21 protein-coding genes, 1 tRNA gene and 3 pseudogenes are annotated in these 19,157 nt (G+C 70.1%); 13 read left to right on the forward strand and 12 right to left on the reverse strand.

Annotated elements, in window-relative coordinates; all coding sequences use genetic code 11:
* Window positions 1–41: 41 nt before the first annotated feature.
* Window positions 42–1,205, reverse strand: a complete 1,164-nt coding sequence (gene cbiD, locus IQ220_RS12690; protein WP_193915385.1) for a cobalt-precorrin-5B (C(1))-methyltransferase CbiD — start codon at window positions 1,203–1,205, stop codon at window positions 42–44.
* A gap of 121 nt (window positions 1,206–1,326) precedes the next feature.
* Here cbiD and IQ220_RS12695 point away from each other — a divergent pair, with 121 nt between their 5' ends.
* Both IQ220_RS12695 and IQ220_RS12700 read left to right on the forward strand, forming a co-directional pair.
* Window positions 1,327–2,478, forward strand: a complete 1,152-nt coding sequence (locus IQ220_RS12695) for an alanine--glyoxylate aminotransferase family protein (RefSeq protein ID WP_186697936.1) — start codon at window positions 1,327–1,329, stop codon at window positions 2,476–2,478.
* Between the two features lie 108 nt (window positions 2,479–2,586).
* Window positions 2,587–2,658, forward strand: a tRNA-Gly gene (locus tag IQ220_RS12700).
* A gap of 389 nt (window positions 2,659–3,047) precedes the next feature.
* Here the strand turns inward: IQ220_RS12700 and IQ220_RS15850 are convergent.
* The 4 genes from IQ220_RS15850 to IQ220_RS12720 all read right to left on the reverse strand — a co-directional run bounded on the left by IQ220_RS15850 (window position 3,048) and on the right by IQ220_RS12720 (window position 4,599).
* On the reverse strand, window positions 3,048–3,329 hold the full coding sequence (locus tag IQ220_RS15850; protein WP_370566479.1) for an AbrB/MazE/SpoVT family DNA-binding domain-containing protein: 282 nt from the start codon (window positions 3,327–3,329) through the stop codon (window positions 3,048–3,050).
* 53 nt (window positions 3,330–3,382) lie between these two features.
* Entirely contained in the window at window positions 3,383–3,580 is a 198-nt protein-coding gene (locus IQ220_RS12710; RefSeq protein WP_193915671.1) for a hypothetical protein, read from the reverse strand.
* A gap of 350 nt (window positions 3,581–3,930) precedes the next feature.
* Window positions 3,931–4,077: a hypothetical protein gene (locus IQ220_RS12715; protein ID WP_186697915.1), complete on the reverse strand. Its 147-nt coding sequence runs from the start codon at window positions 4,075–4,077 to the stop codon at window positions 3,931–3,933.
* Window positions 4,078–4,242: 165 nt separating this feature from the next.
* Complete coding sequence (locus IQ220_RS12720; protein WP_193915387.1) at window positions 4,243–4,599, reverse strand: hypothetical protein; 357 nt, start codon at window positions 4,597–4,599, stop codon at window positions 4,243–4,245.
* A 66-nt stretch (window positions 4,600–4,665) separates the two neighbouring features.
* Here IQ220_RS12720 and IQ220_RS12725 point away from each other — a divergent pair, with 66 nt between their 5' ends.
* The 3 genes from IQ220_RS12725 (at window position 4,666) to IQ220_RS12735 (ending at window position 6,061) form a co-directional block, all read left to right on the forward strand.
* On the forward strand, window positions 4,666–5,181 hold the full coding sequence (locus tag IQ220_RS12725; RefSeq protein ID WP_186697911.1) for an AbrB family transcriptional regulator: 516 nt from the start codon (window positions 4,666–4,668) through the stop codon (window positions 5,179–5,181).
* Between the two features lie 69 nt (window positions 5,182–5,250).
* Entirely contained in the window at window positions 5,251–5,682 is a 432-nt protein-coding gene (locus tag IQ220_RS15855; protein WP_228009207.1) for a DUF6554 family protein, read from the forward strand.
* A 19-nt stretch (window positions 5,683–5,701) separates the two neighbouring features.
* Window positions 5,702–6,061 carry a hypothetical protein gene (locus IQ220_RS12735; protein ID WP_193915389.1) on the forward strand — a complete coding sequence of 120 codons (360 nt, stop codon included), beginning with the start codon at window positions 5,702–5,704 and terminating at the stop codon, window positions 6,059–6,061.
* A gap of 2 nt (window positions 6,062–6,063) precedes the next feature.
* Here the strand turns inward: IQ220_RS12735 and IQ220_RS12740 are convergent, their stop codons facing one another.
* On the reverse strand, window positions 6,064–7,650 hold the full coding sequence (locus IQ220_RS12740) for a DEAD/DEAH box helicase (protein WP_193915391.1): 1,587 nt from the start codon (window positions 7,648–7,650) through the stop codon (window positions 6,064–6,066).
* Window positions 7,651–7,724: 74 nt separating this feature from the next.
* Here IQ220_RS12740 and IQ220_RS12745 point away from each other — a divergent pair.
* Window positions 7,725–8,108, forward strand: a pseudogene (locus IQ220_RS12745) (HNH endonuclease); the annotation flags it as partial.
* Window positions 8,109–8,474: 366 nt separating this feature from the next.
* On the forward strand, window positions 8,475–9,350 hold the full coding sequence (locus tag IQ220_RS12750) for an SDR family oxidoreductase (protein WP_370566471.1): 876 nt from the start codon (window positions 8,475–8,477) through the stop codon (window positions 9,348–9,350).
* On the opposite strand, the gene IQ220_RS12755 is transcribed toward IQ220_RS12750, so the two are convergent.
* Complete coding sequence (locus IQ220_RS12755; RefSeq protein ID WP_193915395.1) at window positions 9,314–9,511, reverse strand: hypothetical protein; 198 nt, start codon at window positions 9,509–9,511, stop codon at window positions 9,314–9,316. The genes IQ220_RS12750 and IQ220_RS12755 overlap by 37 nt on opposite strands.
* 13 nt (window positions 9,512–9,524) lie before the next feature.
* On the opposite strand from IQ220_RS12755, the gene pdxA reads away from it, so the two are divergent.
* Window positions 9,525–10,535 carry a 4-hydroxythreonine-4-phosphate dehydrogenase PdxA gene (pdxA, locus tag IQ220_RS12760; RefSeq protein ID WP_370566472.1) on the forward strand — a complete coding sequence of 337 codons (1,011 nt, stop codon included), beginning with the start codon at window positions 9,525–9,527 and terminating at the stop codon, window positions 10,533–10,535.
* Window positions 10,536–10,537: 2 nt separating this feature from the next.
* Here the strand turns inward: pdxA and accB are convergent, their stop codons facing one another.
* Both accB and efp read right to left on the reverse strand, forming a co-directional pair.
* Entirely contained in the window at window positions 10,538–11,026 is a 489-nt protein-coding gene (gene accB / locus IQ220_RS12765; protein ID WP_193915400.1) for an acetyl-CoA carboxylase biotin carboxyl carrier protein, read from the reverse strand.
* Between the two features lie 5 nt (window positions 11,027–11,031).
* Complete coding sequence (gene efp / locus IQ220_RS12770; RefSeq protein WP_186697898.1) at window positions 11,032–11,592, reverse strand: elongation factor P; 561 nt, start codon at window positions 11,590–11,592, stop codon at window positions 11,032–11,034.
* Window positions 11,593–11,729: 137 nt separating this feature from the next.
* Between efp and IQ220_RS12775 the strand changes: the two are divergent.
* Window positions 11,730–12,805: pseudogene (locus tag IQ220_RS12775) on the forward strand (peptidylprolyl isomerase).
* Between the two features lie 12 nt (window positions 12,806–12,817).
* Window positions 12,818–13,852, forward strand: a complete 1,035-nt coding sequence (locus IQ220_RS12780; RefSeq protein ID WP_193915403.1) for a thiamine-phosphate kinase — start codon at window positions 12,818–12,820, stop codon at window positions 13,850–13,852.
* 47 nt (window positions 13,853–13,899) lie between these two features.
* Here the strand turns inward: IQ220_RS12780 and IQ220_RS12785 are convergent, their stop codons facing one another.
* The gene (locus IQ220_RS12785; protein ID WP_193915406.1) at window positions 13,900–14,922 is read right to left on the reverse strand and encodes a type I glyceraldehyde-3-phosphate dehydrogenase; all 1,023 of its coding nucleotides are present in this window, start codon (window positions 14,920–14,922) and stop codon (window positions 13,900–13,902) included.
* A 251-nt stretch (window positions 14,923–15,173) separates the two neighbouring features.
* Between IQ220_RS12785 and murC the strand changes: the two are divergent.
* From murC to IQ220_RS12800, 3 genes and pseudogenes are all read left to right on the forward strand, one after another.
* A pseudogene (gene murC, locus IQ220_RS12790) lies at window positions 15,174–16,549 on the forward strand (UDP-N-acetylmuramate--L-alanine ligase).
* A 4-nt stretch (window positions 16,550–16,553) separates the two neighbouring features.
* Window positions 16,554–17,459 carry a UDP-N-acetylmuramate dehydrogenase gene (gene murB, locus IQ220_RS12795; protein WP_193915409.1) on the forward strand — a complete coding sequence of 302 codons (906 nt, stop codon included), beginning with the start codon at window positions 16,554–16,556 and terminating at the stop codon, window positions 17,457–17,459.
* A 45-nt stretch (window positions 17,460–17,504) separates the two neighbouring features.
* A complete protein-coding gene (locus IQ220_RS12800) occupies window positions 17,505–17,846 on the forward strand; it encodes a YbaB/EbfC family nucleoid-associated protein (RefSeq protein ID WP_193915412.1) in 342 nt (113 codons plus the stop codon).
* Window positions 17,847–17,851: 5 nt separating this feature from the next.
* Here IQ220_RS12800 and rsgA read toward each other — a convergent pair whose 3' ends face one another.
* Together rsgA and IQ220_RS12810 are read right to left on the reverse strand one after the other, a co-directional pair.
* Complete coding sequence (gene rsgA, locus IQ220_RS12805; RefSeq protein WP_193915415.1) at window positions 17,852–18,913, reverse strand: ribosome small subunit-dependent GTPase A; 1,062 nt, start codon at window positions 18,911–18,913, stop codon at window positions 17,852–17,854.
* Complete coding sequence (locus IQ220_RS12810) at window positions 18,903–19,157, reverse strand: sulfurtransferase TusA family protein (RefSeq protein ID WP_193915419.1); 255 nt, start codon at window positions 19,155–19,157, stop codon at window positions 18,903–18,905. The genes rsgA and IQ220_RS12810 overlap by 11 nt, the downstream gene beginning before the upstream one ends.

Consider the following 19,157-nt stretch of genomic DNA (forward strand, 5'->3'; position numbering starts at 1 on the left):
GCGGACATCGGCAGCACGGAACCCCGGAGATTTGACCCAGCCTAGGCGGCGCCCCCTCCCCGCAGTTCGGCCAGCAGGGGGGCACCCAGGGGGCCCCGGGCACAGAGCTGACGGCTGCGGTCGAACAGCACCGCGCCCACCGCCAAGGCCTCGTGGCCGTAGCGGGCCAGGTAGGCGCGGCTGCGCTGCTCGATCGCCGCTGCGATGCGGGCCCGCAGCCTCGCCGCCAGGGCGGGCTGGGTGGCCTGCAGGTCTGCGAGGGCGGCTTCCACCGTGGCGGCCTGATGCAGGCAGGCCAGCTCCGGGCCCGCCAGACCCTCCAGGGCCGCCAGGGCGGTGAGCACCTCGCTGCGGCCATCGGCCAGGTGGTGATGGGTGTGAAAGATGCCGCCGGCCAGCTTGATCAACTTGCCCTGGTAGCCGAACAGCAGCAGCTGGCTCACACCCGCCTCGGCCGCCGCCACCAGCAGGGGCCCCAGCCAGTTGCCGGCCTTGAGCAGCAGCTGGGGAGGGAGGCCGAGGCGGGGGGCCAGATCGAGGCCGTTCTCGCCGATCACCAGCACCAGGGCCCCGGCGAAGCCAGGGGAGGCCACCAGGCGGCGCAGCTGCTCCAGGGCCTGCTGCAGCTGGTCGGGGGCCGCGCTGCGCTGCACCAGGGCCTGGGTGCCGATCAGGGCCAGCCCATCCACCACCCCGAAGGCGGCATTGCTGGTGCGCTCGGCAAGACGCCGACCCGCCGGGATCACCAGGTGGAGCTCCAGGCGCCGTCCTGGCGGCAGCAGCGGCTGCAGGGTGCGCTGCAGCAGCTCGCGGGCATAGGCCGAGAGGCAGGGAGCGCCGGAGCTGGCAATCACCCCCACCCCCTCGCCAGCCACCAGTTCCAGCCAGTGCCCAGGGCCCTCCAGCCAACGGGCCTGGGCCCACACCGGCTGACCGCGGGTGAGATCCAGCACCTCAGGGCCCGGGTCAGCCCTGGCCACCGCCAGCACCCAGCCTGCGGCCAGGGGCGCCGCGGCCTCCACCAGCACAGGCCGCGGGGGAGCGCCAGGCTCCAGCTCCAGGGGCTGCTCAGGGCAGAAGGGCTCCCCCAGCAGCCCCTGCACGGCGGCGCGGGCCGCGGCGGCGAGCCACACCGGCAGGATCAGGCCGGGCTCAGGGGTGGCGGGCTCAGCCGTGCCGCGTTCAGGTGTGGGGAAGGATTCCATGCAACGGGCAGCCGATGGGAGGAGGGCGCGGTGGCTCGGGGTTGGGCCCCTGTGGTCGGTTTTTTACATTGGTGGATTGCGCCGCCCCGCGGCCGCGCCCCTCCTCTGCTCCGCAGCACCCATGCAGGACAAGCTCAGCCTGATGATCCCCGGCCCCACGCCGGTGCCGGAGACCGTGCTGCTGGCCATGAGCCGCCATCCGATCGGCCACCGCAGCGCCGACTTTCAGAAGATCGTCAAGCGCACCACCGAGCAGCTGCAGTGGCTGCACCAGACCAGCGGCAGCGTGCTGGCCCTGGCGGGCAGCGGCACGGCCGCGATGGAGGCGGGGATCATCAACGTGCTCAGCAAGGGCGACACCGTGCTCTGCGGGGACAACGGCAAGTTCGGCGAGCGCTGGGTGAAGGTGGCGAAGGCCTACGGGCTCGAGGTGGAGGTGGTGAGGGCCGAGTGGGGCCAACCGCTGGATCCCGAGGCCTTCCGCGCCGCCCTGGAGGCCGACACCGACAAGCGCATCCGCGCGGTGATCCTCACCCACTCGGAAACCTCCACCGGGGTGATCAACGACCTGGAGACCATCGCCGGCCACGTGCGCGCCCACGGCACCGCGCTCACCATTGCCGATTGCGTGACCAGCCTCGGCGCCTGCGACGTGCCCATGGACCGCTGGGGCCTCGATGTGGTGGGCTCCGGCTCCCAGAAGGGCTACATGATGCCGCCGGGCCTGGGCTTCGTGGCCATGAGCGAGCGGGCCTGGACGGCCTACGAGCGCTCCGACCTGCCGAAGTTCTATCTGGACCTCGGCAAATACCGCAAATCGGCCGCCGCCGACAGCAATCCCTTCACCCCGCCGGTGAATCTGTACTTCGCCCTGGAGGCCGCCCTGGGGATGATGCAGCAGGAGGGCCTGGAGGCGATCTTCGCCCGCCATGCACGCCACCGCAGCGCGGCCCAGGCCGGCATGAAGGGGATGGGGCTGCGGCTCTATGCCGCCGAGGGCCATGGCAGCCCGGCGATCACGGCCGTGGCTCCCGAGGGGGTCGACGCCGAGGTGCTGCGCAAGGCCGTGAAGGAGCGCTTCGACATCCTGCTGGCCGGCGGCCAGGACCACCTCAAGGGCCAGGTGTTCCGCATCGGCCACCTCGGCTTCGTGGCCGATCGCGACGTGCTCACCGCCGTCGCGGCGATCGAGGCCACCCTGCAGGGCCTGGGCCTGCTGCGGGGAACGGCGGGGGCCGGCGTGGCCGCCTGCGCGGCGGCCCTGGCCGGCTGAGCCGCCGCAACGGCGGCAGAGGCTGGCAAGGGGGGCACCTTGACCCTTGCTAGTCTCAACAAGCCAACAACGCAGACAACATCAGGACGCCTGAGTTGACTACACCTTGCGGGTGTAATTCAGTGGTAGAATGTCAGCTTCCCAAGCTGAACGTCGCCGGTTCGAGTCCGGTCACCCGCTTTCAGTCCAGGCCTGATAAATCCACAGAAAAGCCAGCCTGACACTGGCTGTAGGGCCAAACATCTCACGTGGCGCCTACCCATGAGTGGTAGGGGACGATCCGAACCCTGGTGTTTCACGCCCTGTCTCAGCGGGGCTGCCGCAGAGGCTGGACCGTTCTGAATCATCGGGGGAACCCCAGGTCTTGCTACCAATTCCATGGTCATGCGATCAAGTCGATGAAATGCGGGATTCAGTTGTCTATGGGTTTGATGCATTTCAGAAGGGCGTTGATCCTGATTTCGCCGTAGCTCGCATCATTGGGCCGCAGCGGCTGGAGCCGGTGCGGGTCAGCCTTGATGCCCGCTGAGTTCGGCTTTTCTCTGCAGGCCCTGCCACAGATTGTGGGCTTATTCCAATGCTGGCCTCATCCCGAGGGCGGCCGCCTCGTGAAAGCGGTCGCGATCGAGCGAGCGCAGTTCAACTCCACCCTGCAGCAGGCGCTCGCACTGCTCCCCAGCGGCCAGGCGTGCCTCAGAACGGAGGCCGTGATCCAGCTTGCGCAGAGGCTCCAGGCTCAGGCGGCTATCCGGTCCAACAACGATGTCGATCTGATCGCCTTCCTGCAGCCCCGCCAGACGCAGGCAAGCGGTCGGGAGTCTGACCGCCAGGCTGTTCCCCCAGCGACAGATCGCCTACGGGAAGTGCTGGCAGGCATCAGCTGAGCGAGCTTGCTGAAAGCCCCTCAACCCCGAGGCTTGATCAGCTGCAGCACCTGGGGCCCGGTATTGGCCAGGCGCCGCTCTGATTTCAGCAGTTCGAGGATCAGGCGCGCCGATTCGGCCACCTGGCCCTCGGCGGCAGCCTGCCGTGCCGCTGTGTCGAGCTGGCTGATCTGCACCTGAATGTTGGCAACGGGCTGGGGCTTGGTGGGAACCCGCATGGACTGGGGACGCCCTGGGGAGAGGGCAGACCGTGGCCGGACGTGGAGATCGGGGGAAAGGGCGACTGTCATGCAAGGACGGAAGAAAGGACCGAAACGGGCTGGGTGGGCGCTAAGAGACGGCGTGGGTCAGCGTCAGTAGCCAGGCCGCAGATCCCAGCTGGAGCTGATCGATGAGCCGGCGGAAAAAGACGGGTGGTCGCTAGAGCGCCGGCACCCCATGACTGCATCAACAAACTCAGGCGCCTGGACATTGCAAGATCCAGACGCCCATAAGAGTTGGCGCAAGCCTACCATCAATGGCTATTGCCAGAACATCGATTTGTGGGTTTGGAACAAACCCGAAACCCTCAGGTTCCTGGCTCCACCCCGCCGGCTCCAAGGGCCGAGATCTGCCGCCGCAGGCTCGCGCAACGCTCGGCGTCGCCGCGGCTCACGGCAACGGCGAGGGCAAATTCGAGCTTTTCGCGCTGGTGATCCGCCTCGCTGATCAACACCCTCGGGAACCCTGCGCCGCAGCGGGCTGAACTACTGGGTGCAGCCTGGCTGGTGGGGTGAGCGGACTGGGGGTGAGAGGGGGTGGAGTGAGAGAACGTGGGGTAAGCCATGTTTCACTTTCTTTCCATTCTGCCACCGCTGACCAGTCAGTGCTTCTTCTGCCCTCAGGCCGCCTGGTCGTAGGGCTCAGCCGTGTCGTAGGGATCAGCTGGGGCTTGATCCTCGATGGGGCTGAAGGAGGTCTGGAGAGTCGTGTCCTGCACGGGATGGCCCTCGTCGGCTGGGGCGGCCTCGAGATCCAGCAGGCAGCGGCAGTCATGCAGCAGCCGTTCGACGTTGTCGAGGCTCGACATTTCCTGCAGATCGGGTTCAGCCTCCTGCTTCTGGTGGCTCTCGAGCTGCAGGGCCATGGCCTGAACATGCTGCTCCAGGGTGATCAGGCGCCTGGACAGCGCGTGAATCGTCTGGGCCAGGTCTTCAGCGTTGCGGGTGATCCGAAAGGAAACCGACTCGGGGGCCATGGCATCAGGCGCGGTGGAGCCGATGACAGCACACTTTGCTGGCGCAGCCAAGGTCAGACTGGGGCAATGAGCCACCCCTGGAACCTGGTCGTGTATGCCTGCGCCGGGCTGGCGGGCGGCCTGCTGGCGCTGCGCACCGGGATTCCCGCAGCCCCCCTGGCCGGCGCGCTGCTGGCGGCGGCGCTGGTGAGCATCGTCGGGCAGCTCGAACCGGCCCAATGGCCGGGCGGGACGCGCACCCTGCTGGAGATCGGGATCGGCACGGTGATCGGCACCGCCCTGAACAGCGCCGTGCTGCAGCAACTGCAGCAGCTGTGGCGGCCGGCCCTGGTGATCACCCTCAGCCTCGTGCTCGCCGGCTTGGCAGTGGCCCTGGCCTGCAGCCGGCTGTTCGGGGTGGACCCCACCATCGCCCTGCTGGGCGCCGCCCCGGGCGGCATCAGCGGCATGAGCCTGCTGGGGGCCGAGTTCGGCGTGGGGGCTGCCGTGGCGGCCCTGCATGCCGTGCGGCTGATCACGGTGCTGCTGGTGCTGCCCCTGGTGCTGAAGCTGGTGCTGCCCCAGGGCACGGGTTCGCCCTGAGCAGCCCACCACCCTCGACGCCGGCCGTCTCGATCGATACCTTGAGCCCTGCTTGCCGGATCTGCTCCCATGGCCCTGCGCCAGACGTTCGCCCTGTTCTCGCGGCAGCGGCCCCGGTTGCTGGCAGCCCTGGCCCTGACGCTGGGCCTGGGGCACGGGCTGCCCGCCTTCTCCCAGGCGACTGAAACCGGTGTCGTGCTGGAGGGGGCCGGGCCCAGGGGCGCCCAGATCTACTGCTTCATGCGCGGCAGCGGTAACAGCCACCAGGTGAGCTGGGATGCGGCCTATGCGGTGATCAAGCGCCAGAGCGATCAGCTGTTCAAGACCTCCCCAGAGCACGCGGCGGTGATGATCACGGAGGCCGTGGTGCAGTATTCCGGCTCCTTCCCAGACTGCGGCCGCTACCTCGGTGATCTGTTCAGCAAGCCCGAAACCGTGGAGGCCGCGCCAACCCGCATCCCGGTGTCCGGTGCCACCCGCAGCGAGCGCTTCGGCTACTGACACGGCGCCCCGGGGCCGGTTGTCACTGCCGCTGCTGGCGCTGCTGCTGCTGGCCACCGCCGGCTGCGCCGAACAGCCCCTGCCCCAGCAGGCCATCCGCCGCGACGACTGCCTGCGCAACGTGCGCCTGGAGCGGCTCGAGCAGCAGATCAGCCGCTGTGATGCGGTGGTGGCCGCCTTTCCGGACGATCCCGGGCCCCGCAACGACCGCTACCTGCTGCGCAGCCTGGCGGGCCAGGACGCCGCGGCCTGTGATGACCTGCGGGAGGCGGTGAAGCTCGCGGAACGGCAGCCAGCCGAGGACCTCGATCCCCAGCTGCGCAGTGATCTCAAGGTGCGGCAGCAGCTCTGCAGCCAGGTCGCCAGCCCTGCGCCCTGAGCTCACCAGTTCTGCATCAGGTCCCGCACCATGGCAACCAGATCGCGGCGGCGCAGCTCCTGCTGACCGCGGCCCAGCAGCACGGCGATGCGCTCCGCCTTGCTGGCGATCAAGCCATCCACCAGCTGGTCGGCCACGCCCAGCTGCAGCCAGTGGCAGATCAGGGAACCCGCCATGCCGATGCGGTGGCAGCGGTCTTCGGCCTGCTCCGCATCCCCGGGTGTCCAGGGGCGCTCGATCAGCACCACATGGCGGGCCCTGTGCAGCGTGAAGCCCAGCCCGCCGGTGCCGTAGGTGGCGATCAGCAGCGGGCTGCGGCCCTCCTGGAAGTGGTCCACCAGCTGCTGGCGCCGGCGCGGCTCGAGGGCTCCGGTGAGCAGGGCTCCGCCCAGCTCCGCCTGCAGCAGGCTGGCGGTGGTGCGGAAGGCCGTGAACACCACCACGGCCTCGCCCGCGGCCAGCTGGCGCTGCACCAGCTCCCTGGCCGCCACCAGCTTGGAGTGGGAGGCGATCTGGCGCAGGGCCGTGAACACGGCGAGCACCTCGGCGTCGCGGCGCACCTCCCCGCGGGCGGCGCGGCGGCGGTAGGCGTCCACCTTGCGCTGCAGCCGTTGCTCGAAGCCCAGGGCCTGGTCCGGCTCCAGCTGCACGGGGATCAGAGCGCGCTGCTTGGGCGGCAGATCGAGGCAGTCCTGCTTGCGACGGTGCAGCACCAGGGGCCTGGTGAGGCGCTGCAGCTCGGCGAGGTTGGTGGCGCCCGTGGCCTGCCACACCCGCCGCCCGCCCTGGTCGCGCCAGTGCCCCTGGCAGAACAGCTCCTCGTAGGCCCGCTGATGCCGGGCCAGGGGGTGGCCGATCGCCGCCAGCAGGGGAAACAGCTGGGCCGGTCGACCGTTCTTCATCGGCGTGCCGGTGAGCAGCCAGATCGCCCGCAGCCGGGGGTGCCGGGCCAGCCGCAACAGGGCCTTGCAGCGGGCCGTGTGGGCGTTCTGGGCGAAGTGGGCCTCGTCGGCGATCAGCACCGTGCCGGCCGCAGGCAGCTCCGGCGGCAGCCGCGCCCAGCTGTGCAGCTCCAGCCGCAGGCCCAGAGCCAGGGCTTCGGCGCGCCAGTGGTCGTGCAGGCCCACCGGGGCCACCACCAGGATGCGGCAGTCCGCCAGGCGCACCATGGCCCGGGCCGCCGCCAGGGCCGAGAGGGTCTTGCCGAGGCCCATCGCATCCGCCAGCACCGCCCCGCGCCGCGCCAGCAACCAGCGGCCGGCGGCGCGCTGGTGGGCCAGCAGGCGGCGGCCATCCTCGAGGGGCTGGTCCAGATCGGCGGCCCGCACCAGCTGGCGGTGGGGCGGCAGCGGCGGCAGGGGCTGCTCCAGCCAGGCCAGCCAGGTGGCCAGCTGGGGCTCCACCGGAAAGCGACCGGCCAGGGCCTGCTGCAGCGCTGCGGCGGCCTCCTGCGGAAATTCCCAGCAGCCCCGCCGCGCCAGCCACTCCCCCCGGGGCCGGATGGCCCGCAGCTGGGCGCTGGTGACCGCATCAAAGGGGCTGACCACCTCGATCAGTCCGGTGGCACCCAGCCGCAACAGGCAGCGCATGCGCGGAATGGCAGTCCTCGACACATTGCCACCCTGGACACTGGCTGCAAACTCCCCGCAACCGAGCCAAGCGCATGCAGGCCAGGGACTGGGCGGCAGGGAACGCAGGCGGCAGCAATGCCGTGTTTCTCGAAGAGCTCTGTCCCAAACTGCGCGCCCGGCGCTGGCGTCAGTCCCTGCATCAGCACACCAACCGGCGCTGCATCTACTGCGGCTGCCGCTCTGAATCGATCGACCACGTGCTGCCCAAGAGCCGGGGCGGGCCGAGCGTCAACGAAAACTGCGTGCCGGCCTGCCTCGGCTGCAATGGCCGCAAGGGCGACAGCGAGGTGTTCAGCTGGTACCGCCAGCAGCCCTTCTACGATCCGCGCCGTGCCATGGCGATCCGGGCCTGGACCCAGGGCGAGATGGCCCTGGCCACGCGCCTGCTGGCCTGGACCGCCCCACCCGCCAGTTCACCAGCCGCTGCGGCCTCCCTGGCGCCTGAAGGCCCCAAGGCCGGCGAACGCCCGGGCGACCACGACCTGGTGGCGCTCCCTCAGGCCAGCGAAGGAGCTGAGGCCGAGGCCCCTCACCAGACGCGGCAGGCCGCCGGCCCGTTGTGGCGCTGGCAGATGGCGGCCTGATCCTGGGGGGCCTCCGGGGCCAGCACCGCAGCCAGCAGCAGCAGCCCTGCCGCCAGCAGAGCGGGGAGGGGCCAGGAGCGTGCCCGAAACTGTATGGAGCGCGCTGCAGGGCGCTGCAGCGGCGGAGCCCAGCACCAGCTGGCCTGAACAGGAGAGGACACCACCATGGGAAACATCGTAAGTGATACAGGTGTACTGGTGTCTTCTGGGGTTGTCAAGCCCGCCGCGAATCTGCTGGTGCTCGGAGCAGGCTTCACCGGCAGCCGTCTGGCGGCCGCCGCCGCTCAGCGGGGCTGGGCGGTGACGACCACCAGCCGCCAGGCCCCGCAGAACCCAGGGCCCGGCCACTGGTTGGCCTTCGACAGCAGGGAGGGCCTGGTGCCCGAGCCCGATGCCCTGGCTGGGGTGACCCATCTGTTCGTGTCCATTCCCCCGGACGGCCAACCCGGCGATCCGGTGCTGAGGCTGCTGGGACCCGTGCTGCGCCAGCTGCCGCTCCAGTGGGTGGGCTATCTCTCCACCACCGGGGTCTACGGCGACAGCCGCGGCGCCTGGGTGGATGAGCAGGCGCCCACCCCGGCCCGGCCGGGCCGCAGCCAGGCCCGCCTCGAGGCCGAGCGGGCCTGGCGCAGCAGCGGCCTGCCGGTGCAGATCTTCCGGCTGCCGGCGATCTACGGTCCGGGCCGCACCCCCTTCCGCGCCCTGCAGGCCGGCGAGAGCCGGCTGATCCACAAGCCCAGGCAGGTGTTTTCCCGCGTCCACGTCGATGACATCGTCGGCGCGGTGCTGCACTGTCTGGCCCTGCCCGCCAGCGAACGGCCCGCCCTGCTGAACGTGGCGGATGACTGCCCCTGCTCCTCCACCGAAACCCTCAGCCACGCCGCCCATCTGCTGGGCCTGCCCCTGCCGCCCTTGGAGCGCTACGAGCAGATCGAAGCCAGTCTGAGCCCGATGGCCCGCAGCTTCTGGCAGGAGAACCGCCGCGTCAGCAACCGCCGGCTGTGCCAGGAGCTGGGCTACCAGCTGCGCTATCCCAGTTACCGGGAGGGATTTGGAGCGAGCTTGTCGGCGTAGGGCGAGCCCTTGGGATAGCAGCGGGTGCGATCCTCGGGATCACAAACGAACGGGAAGCCCATTTCCCGCATCAGCAGTCCCCAGCGCAGCTGCAGCCAACCCCGGTTGAATCCCGTTCCCAGGCCATACAGCAGCAGTCCGAGCAGCAGCCAGCGCACCATGGGCCTCTCCTCCTTGCCTTCCATCCCATCCAACTCCGCTGAGAGCCATCTGGCCATCGCCCTGGGGGATCCGGCGGGCATCAGTGCCGAGGTCACGCTCAAGGCCCTGGCTCAGCCCGAGGCGCGCGGCCTGGAGCCTGTGCTGGTGGGCTGCCGCCGCTGGCTGGAGGGCCAGTACGAAGCCCTGAGGCCCCTCAGCCGTGACCCCCTGCGCGATCCGGCCGAGCTCGCCATGGTGGACCTGCCCCTGGAGGAGCCCGTGGCCCCGGGCCGCAGCGGCCCAGCCTGCGGGGACGCGGGCTTCCGCTGGCTCACGGCGGCGGCGGAACTGGTGCAGCGGGGCGACTGCAAGGCCCTGGTGACCGCACCGATCGCCAAGGCCAGCTGGCACGCCGCCGGCCATGCCTACCCAGGCCAGACGGAGCGGCTGGCGGAGCTGGCCGGGGTGGCGGAGGCCTCGATGCTGTTCACCGCCCGCGCCCCCCAGGGCCACTGGCGGCTCAACACGCTGCTGGCCACCACCCACATCCCCCTGGCCGCCGTGCCGGCCAGCCTCGATCCGGACCGGGTGCAGCGCAAGCTCGACCAGCTGCTGACCTTCTGCCAGCGCTTTTCGCCCCGGCCGCAACTGGTGGTGGCCGGCCTGAATCCCCACGCCGGCGAGGCCGGTCAGCTGGGGCAGGAGGAGGTGGCCTGGCTCAACGACACCCTCACCCAGTGGCAGGCCAGCCATCCCGAGGCGGAGCTGCTCGGCCCGTTGCCGCCGGACACCTGCTGGTTGAGTGCGGCGCAGGCCTGGCAGCAGGGCAGCCCAGGGCCTGATGGCTACCTGGCCCTCTACCACGATCAGGGCCTGATTCCGGTGAAGCTGCTGGCCTTCGACGCGGCGGTGAACACCACCCTGGGCCTGCCGTTTCTGCGCACCTCACCAGACCACGGCACCGGTTTCGCCATCGCCGGCCAGGGGGTGGCCCGGGCCGCCAGCATGGCGGCTGCGATCAGCACAGCCCTGGAGCTAGGTTGAACTCAGGCGGGCTTGACGCGCATCAGCACCTGGCCGAACTCCACCGGCGTGCCGTTCTCCACCAGGATCTCCACCACCTCACCGCTCAGCTCAGCCTCCAGCTCGTTCATGAGCTTCATGGCCTCGAGGATGCAGATGGTCTGACCCACCTTGATACGGGCTCCCAGGGCCACGAAGTTCGGCTCTCCCGGCGCAGGGGCGCTGTAGAAGGTGGCCACCATCGGCGCCGTGATCTCCACCAGGTCGCTGCGGCTGGCCGCCGCGGCGGGTGGGGGCGTGGAGGGGCCAGGCGGCCCTGGCTGGGCGGCGGCCACCGGGGCAGCGACCGGGGCCGGCGGCGGCACTGGGGCCGGCAGCGGCACCGGGGCGAGGCTGGGCAGGTTGCGGCGCACCTCCAGCCGGAAGTCATCGCCCTCCAGCTTGAACTCCTGGATGTCACTGTCACCCAGCAGGGCCAGGAGCTGCTGGAGCTGGTCGTGATCGAGCTGCATGGGGATCAGTTCTCCCGACCGAGATAGCTGTCGCTGCGGGTGTCGATCTTGATCTTCTCGCCGATCGAGAGGAACAGCGGCACCATCACTTGGGCGCCGGTTTCGACGATGGCGGGCTTGGTGCCGCCGGTGGCCGTGTCGCCCTTGACGCCGGGATCGGTCTGGGTGATCTCCAGCACCACCGAGTTGGGCAGCTCCACCTCCAGGGGCTTGCCGTTCCACGACACCACGTTCACCTCCATGCCCTCCTTGAGGTACTTGCGGCTGTCACCGATCTGCTTGGCCGTGAGGCGTGTCTCCTCGTAGCTGGCCATGTCCATGAACACGAAGTCGTCCCCCTCCATGTAGGTGTGCTGCAGAGTGCTCTTCTCCAGCACGGCCTGGGGCACCATCTCGCCGGCGCGGAAGGTCTTCTCCACCACGTTGCCGCTCTGCACGGCCTTGAGCTTGGTGCGCACGAAAGCCGAGCCCTTGCCCGGCTTCACATGCAGGAACTCAACGACCCGCCAGACCTGGCCATCCAGCTCGATCGATGTCCCGGTACGAAAGTCGTTGCTGGAGATCATTCCGGCGGATCGGATCTGGCGGATTGTACGGCTGGCCACCGGCCCCGCCCCCAAACCTTCTCTGCAGGCGGGGCTGGCCCGGGAAGGCTGTGCCAAAGTCCGACCAGAAGGAAGACGCTGTGATGGCCGCACCGTGGATGCACCGGGCCGTGGCTCGCGCCATGGCATGGGCCCTGGCCCTGTTGCTCGCCCTCCCCCTGCAGGCCCTGCCCGCAGCCGCGGCCCTGCCCGAGGGGAACGCGGTGAAGGATCCGGCGGCGATTCTGCGCAATGCCCTGCCGGTGGAGGCTCCCGCCCTGCAGAACCTGCAGCACCGGCTCGAGGACACCAGCACCGACCTGCGGGCCAAGCGCTGGTCGGCCCTCAAGGCCACCGCCCGCCGCAGCCAGTCGCAGCTGAGCAGTCGCCGCAAGGAGATTGAGGAGTGCTTCGGGGCTGGCCAGGCGGAGCAGGCCTCAGCGCTGATGGCTGAACTGGAGGGCGATCTTCAGGCGCTGGCCAGCGCGGCCGAGGTCCAGGACCGGGACGCTTCCTGGCCGCCCGCCGCCAGGCCCTCGCCACGATCGGCACGGCCGAGGCCCTGCTGGTGGGTCCCTTCCCGTTCGCCATTCCCGCTGAGTTCGACGCCCTGCCGCGCCTGCTGGGGCGGGCCACCGTGCAGATCAGCACCAGCCGCGGGCCCCTCGTGGCCGTGGTCGACGGCTACAACGCCCCCCTCACGGCCGGGGCCTTCGTGGATCTGGCCCTGAAGGGCTTCTACGACGGCCTGCCCTTCACCCGCGCCGAGGACTTCTACGTGCTCCAGACCGGCGATCCCAAAGGACCGCTGGACGGTTACGTCGATCCCACCACCAAAGAGCTGCGGCGAGTCCCCCTGGAGATCAAGATCCCCGGCGAGCCCGTGCCCTTCTACGGCCAGACCTTCGAGGATCTGGGCCGCTACAAGGCCGAGGCGGTGCTGCCCTTCGCCACCCTGGGCACCCTGGGCTGGGCCCATTCCGACCAGAGCCTCGACGATGGCTCCTCCCAGTTCTTCTTCTTTCTCTACGAAGCGGAGCTCACCCCGGCCGGCCTGAACCTGGTGGATGGCCGCTATGCCGCCTTTGGCTATGTGGTGGAGGGCTTCGACGTGCTGGAGGAACTGGGAGTGGATGACGTGATCGAGCGGGTGCAGGTGGTTGACGGGGCCGAGAACCTGCAGCCCCACGCCTGAGGAGCGCACGCCATGGGCCGCGGCCACGATCCCGCCCTGGCCGAGCTGGGAGAGGAGGAGCTGATCCGCCGCCTGGGGGCCTTCGCGCCGCCGGGCCAGTTCCAGGACGATGGGGCCATCCTGGCGGCCCGCGGCCCGCTGGTGCTCAACACCGACGTGCTGGTGGAGGGCAGACACTTCAGTGACGCCACCACCGAGCCCTTCGACGCAGGCTGGCGCGCCGCCGCCGCCAACCTCTCCGATCTGGCCGCCATGGGCTGCACTGATGCCCTCGGGATCACCGTGGGGCTGGTGGCCCCGGCCCAGACGCGCTGGTCGTGGGTGCAGGGGGTGTACGAGGGGCTGCAGGCCTGTCTGAACGCCCACGGAGCTGGAGCCATCCTGGGCGGCGATTGCAGCGGCGGCGAACAGCGGATTCTGGCGCTCAGTGCGGTGGGTGAGCTGGCCACAGCTGCCGGGGCAGAAGCTGGCGGCGACGCGATTCGACGCGGCGATGGCCAGCCCGGCGATGTGCTGATCGCCAGCGGCCCCCATGGGCTGAGTCGCCTCGGGCTGGCTCTGCTGCAGGACACTCTGGCGCCGGGGGTGCGGGATGGTCTTGACCCCGATCTCGTGGACCGGGCCCGGGCCGCCCACCGCAGACCCCGTGCCCGTTTCGATGCCGTGCGAGCTCTACGGGCCTCCAGGCCGGCGGCCTGCCCCTGGCGGGTGGGCGGCACCGACAGCAGTGACGGCCTGGCCGTGGCCGTGGAGGCCCTGGCCGCAGCGGGTGGCTGCCAGGCCGTGCTGCAGCGCAGCGCCCTGCCCCTCGATCCGGCCATGGCAGCACTGGATCAGGCGGAGGCCTGGTGCCTCAGTGGCGGCGAGGACTTTGAACTGGTGCTGGCCCTGGCACCGCCCTGGGCGGCCGCCCTTATGGCGGCGCTGCCAGGGGCAGTGCCCCTGGGGGTGCTGCGCAGCAGTTTAGGAAGCGAGGCCAGGCTGATCTGGCAGGACGGCATCGCAGTGAGCGCAGGCGAAACAGCCTACCGACACTTCCAGGCCTAGGCGTATCGGGATGGCGAGGGCCAGGTGCGGGCTTAGACCGGCTGGGCTCACGTCCAGTGGCGCGCCACCAGTTCGGCCAGGTCGACGACCCGCTGGCTGTAGCCCCACTCGTTGTCGTACCAGCAGATCACCTTCACCATGTTGTCGCCCATCACCAGGGTGAGGTCGGAGTCCACGATCGTGGACTCATTCGTGCCGGCATGGTCGCTGGACACCAGCGGCAGATCCGAATACTTGATGATCCCCTTCATGCCGTTCTCGGAGGCGGCCTTGAGGGTGGCGTTCACCTCCTCGCGGCTGGTGCCGCGGCTCACTTCCAGCACCAGGTCCACCACCGACACGTTGGGGGTCGGGACCCGCAGGGCGATGCCGTTGAGCTTGCCCTTCATCGGCGGGTACACCAGAGCCACGGCCTTGGCGGCCCCGGTGCTGGTGGGCACGATGTTGATGGCGGCGGCCCGGGCACGGCGCAGGTCGCGGTGGGAGGCGTCGAGAATGCGCTGGTCACCCGTGTAGCTGTGGGTGGTGGTCATCGTGCCCTTGACGATGCCAAAGGCCTGGTCGAGGGTTTTGACGATCGGGGCCAGGCAGTTGGTGGTGCAGCTGGCGTTGGACACGATGTCCCAGTCTTCGTGGCGGTACTCGGCGTCGTTCACCCCCATCACGAAGGTGCCCACGCCGTCGCCCTTGCCAGGAGCTGTGATCAACACCTTGCTGGCCCCCGCCTGCAGGTGCTTGCCGGCACCGTCCTTGTCGATGAACACCCCGGTGGATTCAATCACCAGATCCACACCCCACTCTTTCCAGGGAAGGTTGAGGGGGTTGCGATCGGAGAAGCACTTGATCGTCTTGCCGTTGACGATGATGGCGTCGTCGGTGTAGCTCACCTCCGCATCGCGGATGTGACCCAGCATCGAGTCGTACTGGAGCAGGTGGGAATTGGTCCTCGGATCTGAAGTGTCGTTGAGACCCACCACTTCGATGCCGGTGTCAGCACCACGGCTGAGCCAGCAACGCATGAAGTTGCGACCAATCCGGCCGAATCCATTGATCGCAACTTTCAGTGTCATGGCAAAAAGCGGAAGAAACCGCTTGGCAAGGGGGATTTGGCTGCCGATCATACAGAAATCCCCTCCGCCCCCCTTCCCGCTTGCAGGGGCCCAGGCGGCACGATGAGCCCAGATGCAGCATCTCGTAATGGCGCGAGAGACCCCGGCCGGACTAACTTCTGCTGCAGCAGCGTCCCGGTCCGGAACCCACCTTGATCCCCCAGCTTGAGCGCGACCAACCTCTGCACTTCATCGGGGTCGGAGGCATCGGCATGTCAGCCCTGGCAGGCATTCTGGCCGAGCGGGGGTACGCGGTGAGCGGCTCCGACCCCCGCGACAACGCCGTGCTCACCTGCCTCAGGCGCCACGGGGTGCGGGTGTTCCAGGAGCAGACCGGGGCCACGGTGGCGGCCATCTGTGCCGCCGCCGCCGCGCCCCCCCAGGTGGTGATCAGCTCGGCGGTTCCGGAGACCAATCCCGAACTCATGGAGGCCCGCCGGGCCGGGCTGGCGATCTGCCATCGCTCCGATGTGCTCGCCGCCCTGATCCGCGACCAAGAGACGATCGCGGTGGCCGGCAGCCACGGCAAAACCACCACCAGCAGCCTGATCGCCACCCTGCTGGCCGCCACGGGCCACGACCCCACCGCCGTGATCGGCGGCATCGTGCCCGCCTTCGGCAGCAACGGCCGCCACGGCCTGGGCCGACTGCTGGTGGCGGAGGCCGATGAATCGGATGGTTCCCTGGTGAAGTTCACCCCATCCCTGGGGGTGCTGACCAACCTCGAACTCGACCACACCGACCACTACCCCGATCTCGACGCCCTGATCAGCACCCTGCGCCGGTTCGCCGAAGGCTCCCGCCGGCTGCTGGCCAATCGCGACTGCGCCATCCTGCGGGAGCATTTCGAGGCCGACCACTGGTGGTCCACCACGAGTGCCGAGGGGGTGGAGTTCGCCGCCCTGGCCATCGACGAACGTGGCGACGGCACCACGGCCGAGTTCTATGAGCGGGGCCAGCGGGTGGGCACCCTGCAGCTGCCCCTGCCAGGCCGCCACAACCTCAGCAACGCCGTGGCCGCCCTGGCCGCCTGCCGCCTGGAGGGGGTCGCTTCGCCGAGCTGCAGCAGGCGGTGGCCGAGCTCAAGCCCCCGGGCCGCCGTTTCGACTTCCGCGGCATCTGGAACGGCCGCCTGGTGGTGGATGACTACGCCCACCACCCCAGCGAAGTGGCCGCCACCCTGGCGATGGCGCGGCTGATGGTGGACAGCGGCCGCAGCCCCCTGCCCGAGCCCCCCCGGCGGGTGATCGCCGTGTTCCAGCCGCACCGCTACTCGCGCACGGCCCAGTTCCTGGATGGTTTCGCCGCAGCCCTGCGCGATGCCGATACCGCGGTGATCGCACCGCTCTACGCCGCGGGAGAGGCCCCGATCCCCGGTGTGAGCAGTGGGGCGCTGGCCGCGGCGTTGCAGCAGCTCGCCCCCCAGCTGCCGGTGCTGGTGGCCGACAGCCTCGATGGCCTGGCCCAGCAGGTGGAGGCCTGCAGCCAGGCTGGGGATCTGGTGCTGGCCATGGGCGCCGGCGATGTGAACGGACTCTGGGACAGGCTCAACCGTCTCCAGCGCCCGGCCCTGGAGCTGGCGGCCTGAGCGGATGACCCCCAGCCTGAGCCAGTTGCCCGGTCTGCGTCAGGGCACGGACCTGCGAGCCTTCACCACCTGGAAAGTGGGGGGTCCGGCGGAATGGTTTGCGGAGCCCGGCTCTGATGCGGAGCTGGCGGCCCTGGCGGCCTGGGCCTGGCGGGAGGGGCTGGCGCTGCGTTGCATCGGCGCGGGGTCGAACCTGCTGATCGCCGATGCGGGCCTGGCCGGCCTGACGCTCTGCAACCGGCGGCTGCAGGGCGCCAGCCTGGATGGCGGCAGCGGCTGGGTGGAGGCCGCCGCCGGCGAACCGATCCCCACCCTGGCGCGCAAGGCGGCCAGGGCCGGCCTGAGCGGCCTCGAGTGGGCCGTGGGCATCCCCGGCACCGTGGGAGGCGCCGCCGTGATGAATGCCGGCGCCCAGGGGGGCTGCACGGCCGATTGGCTGCACTCCGTGCGGCTGCTCGACCCGGCCCGCCCCGACCAGGTGGTGGAGCTGGAAGCCAGAGACCTGGACCTGGCCTACCGGCACAGCCGGCTCCAAGAGGAGCCCTGGATCGTGCTGTCGGCCCGCTTTGAACTGCAGCCGGGCCATGACCCGGAGCTGGTGCGCGAGCGCACCAGCTCCAACCTGCACAGCCGCACCAGCACCCAGCCGTATCAGCAGCCGAGCTGCGGCAGTGTGTTCCGCAACCCCGAGCCCCACAAGGCGGGTCGGCTGATCGAGGAGCTGGGCCTCAAGGGGCTGCGTATCGGCGATGCGGAAGTGTCCAGAATCCACGCCAATTTCATCGTCAATGCCGGCGAGGCCCGGGCCGCCGACATCGACGCCCTGATCGCGGACGTGCAGCGCCGGGTGCTGGAGCGGCATGGCATCGCCCTCCATCCCGAGGTGAAGCGGCTGGGTTTCCAGCGGTAGGCCGAGGGGTGCCACCCTTAGCCTGGTCACTGCTTTTGAAACGGCATGGCCGGCTTCGGACTTCCCAATTTCGGTCAGCTCACTGAGGCCTTCAAAAAGGCCCAGGAACTCCAGCAGAACGCCCAGAAGCTCCAGGAAGAGCTCGACGCCATGGAGCTGGAAGGCAGCAGCGCCGATGGCCGCGCCAGCGTGTGGCTCTCCGGCAACCAACAGCCCCTGAAGGTGCGTCTGGCTCCGGAGCTGCTGGCCGACGGCGTCGAGACCTGCGAAACCGCCGTGCTGGAAGCCCTGCAAGCCGCTTACGCCAACTCCACCGGCACCATGAAGGGCCGCATGGAGGAACTCACCGGCGGCCTCAATCTCAACCTGCCGGGCCTGGGGGGCTAGGGCGCTCAGCTCTGGCCAGGGCCCCGGTCCTCCCGTTCCTCCTGCTGACGCTGACTGCGGCGGGAGCTGCGCCGGTACCGGGCCGCGAGCAGGGGTTCCAGCCGGCCGCCGCGGCGGCGCAGACCGGCTGGATCCGAGCTGGGGGCCGGGGCGCGCTCCAGGTCCTGCTGCAGATCGTCGAGGCACTGGCGGTAGAGGGGCCAGCGCTCCCAGGCCGTGCCCACGGAGCAGTCAGGCTCGCCCTGGTGCAGGCAGTCGCTGAAGCGGCAGGGGCCCTGACGGGCCAGCGCGGCAAGCACTTCCGGGAAGAGGGCCCCGAGGGCGGCAGGATCCCGCGGCAGCCTTGGGCGATTGAAGCCCGGAGTGTCGGCCACCAGGGCACCGGGGGCCAGACCGAACAACTCCACGTGGCGGGTGGTGTGGCGGCCTCGCTGGAGCCGGCCCGAAACCGCCGCCACCCGCAGGTCTAGGGCCGGCAGCAGGGCGTTGAGCAGGCTGCTCTTACCCACCCCGGAGGGCCCACAGATCACGGTGATGCCAGGCTGCTGGAGCTCCTGCCGCAGGGCCTCGAGACCCTGCCCCGTGGTGGCTGCCACGGCCAGCGGCGCGTAGCCCCACCCCTGCAGGCGCCGGCACCAGTCGGCCACCGCCGTGGCGGGCAGCAGGTCGGCCTTGGAGAGCACCGGCAGCACGGGGGTGCCGCTGGCCTCGGCCGTGATCAGAAAACGGCTGAGCTGCAGCGGATCGGCCACGGGCTCCGCCAGCGCCACCACCACCACGATGCGGCTCACATTGGCCACGGCGGGACGCTCCAGAAGGCTGCTGCGGGGATGCACGGCCGCCACCGCAGCGCGCCCGGCCGGCCAGTCGATGCCCTCAACCCGCACGCGGTCGCCCACACAGATGCTCTGCCCACTCTTGGCCAGGCGCGTGCGGCGGGTGCAGAGCAGCTGGCCGGCGCCACCGGGGCCTGGCCCCTCCAGCGCCACGCTGCAGTAGTTGGCCTGCAGGGCCGTCACCAGGCCGTTGAGCCCCTCGCTGACGCCGCCTGCAGGCTCAGGCCTCATGGCGGCACACCAGCAGCCGGATCGCCCCCTGCTCCGCCTCGGGATGGGGAGCCTCCTGCACCGCGTGGCCCTGCTGCCGCAGGCCGGAGCTCACCTGCTCTTCCGCTTCGCCGCGGTCCACGTCGAGCTGGAGCCAGGAGCCCGCCTCCAGGCCTTCGAGGGCCAGTCGCGCCCTGATGAAGTTGAGGGGGCAGGGGGTACCGCGGAGATCGAGCAGGAGAGAGGGGCGTGGGGCTGAGGACAC

The organism is Cyanobium sp. LEGE 06113 (assembly GCF_015207615.1).